The 1,403-nt window shown below is 37.0% G+C and carries 1 protein-coding gene; it reads left to right on the forward strand.

Annotated elements, in window-relative coordinates; genetic code table 11:
* Nucleotides 1–87 precede the first annotated feature (87 nt).
* Nucleotides 88–1,204, forward strand: a protein-coding gene (locus J5G60_RS18315; protein ID WP_190972282.1) for an IS3 family transposase whose coding sequence is annotated in 2 segments (ribosomal slippage) — nucleotides 88–360 and nucleotides 362–1,204 — 1,116 coding nt in all. Because the reading frame shifts where the segments join, the coding sequence is not laid out codon by codon here.
* The last annotated feature ends 199 nt before the right edge of the window (nucleotides 1,205–1,403 follow it).

Genomic DNA, 1,403 nt, shown 5'->3' on the forward strand with positions numbered 1-1,403 from the left:
ATATAATGGACCCAAGAATTCAGACAAAAAAATGTTTGCTTTTTAGTTAGGTTCTCCATAATATTTTTATTAAGGATGGTGAATCACATGAGGAAAAATTACAGCTCCGAATTCAAAGCAAAATTAGTACTGGAAGTACTTCGTGGAGAACGTACTTTAAGCGAAATAGCTTCTGAAAATCAAGTCCATCCCAATATGCTCACAAGATGGAAAACAGAAGCTGTAAAGAATTTTTCACAGCTTTTTGAAAAAGAAGCATCTAAAACAAAGCAGATGGAAAAGCAATATGAAGACAAGATAGATGAACTATATAAGCAAATTGGCAGGCTTACCACCCAGAATGAGTGGATGAAAAAAAAATCTGATTTCTAATTTTAACCGCAGTGAACGCATTTCCATGATCGATTTCAACCAGAGGAATCTCCCGGTTTCTGTACAAGCTGCTCTGCTTGGACTCAACAGAACCTCCCTCTATTATAAGCCTGCTTTGCCGGATGAGCATGACTTATTTGTAAAAAGGGAAATCGATAAAATATATACACAGCATCCCTACTTTGGATACAGGAGAATTGCTGTATGGCTTAGAAAATACAAAGGTTTGATTATAAATAGAAAGGCTGTGCTCAGGCATATGAGAGAAATGGGAATCCAGGCTATTTACCCACGGCAGAATACAAGTAAACCAGAACCAGCCAATACTATTTATCCTTACCTGCTCAAAAACCTTGTAATAATGTATCCTGATCAAGTGTGGAGCATTGATATTACCTACGTTCCAATACACAAAAGCTGGCTTTACCTGGTGGCAATCATCGACTGGTATTCACGTTTTGTTGTGGATTGGGAAATAGATGACAATCTTGAAATTTACTTTGTACTTGAAGCATGCAAAAATGCTTTGAAAAAGTCAGCACCCGAAATTATAAATAGTGACCAGGGGAGTCATTTTACAAGCCCAAAATACACAAATTTGTTTCTTGAATCAGGTTCAAGGATCAGCATGGACCATCGAGGGCGTGCCTATGACAATATTTTTATTGAAAGATTGTGGCGCAGTGTTAAATATGAAAATATTTATCTGCAGGATTACCAGAATCCACGGGAGGCACGCATTGGAATCAACGGCTACTTGAAATATTATAATTATAAAAGGCCGCATCAAAGTCTTAGCTATAAGACTCCCGCTGAAATATACAACAAATAATTTATTTGCTTTCCTGAGAAAAATTATACCTGCAGATGGAAATTACGTCAAGGATGCTGACGCACCATCTGCGATGGCATGTCCCTGACATAATTTTCATCAACAGGTGAAGTGTATTTAAGGGAAAGCATTATGATACTGTTTATCAACCTAACTATAAATCTACTAAAAAATTGTCTTGACAAAGGGGTGCACTTTA

Source organism: Clostridium sp. HV4-5-A1G (assembly GCF_900184915.1).
GTDB lineage: Bacteria > Bacillota > Clostridia > Clostridiales > Clostridiaceae > Clostridium_B > Clostridium_B aromativorans.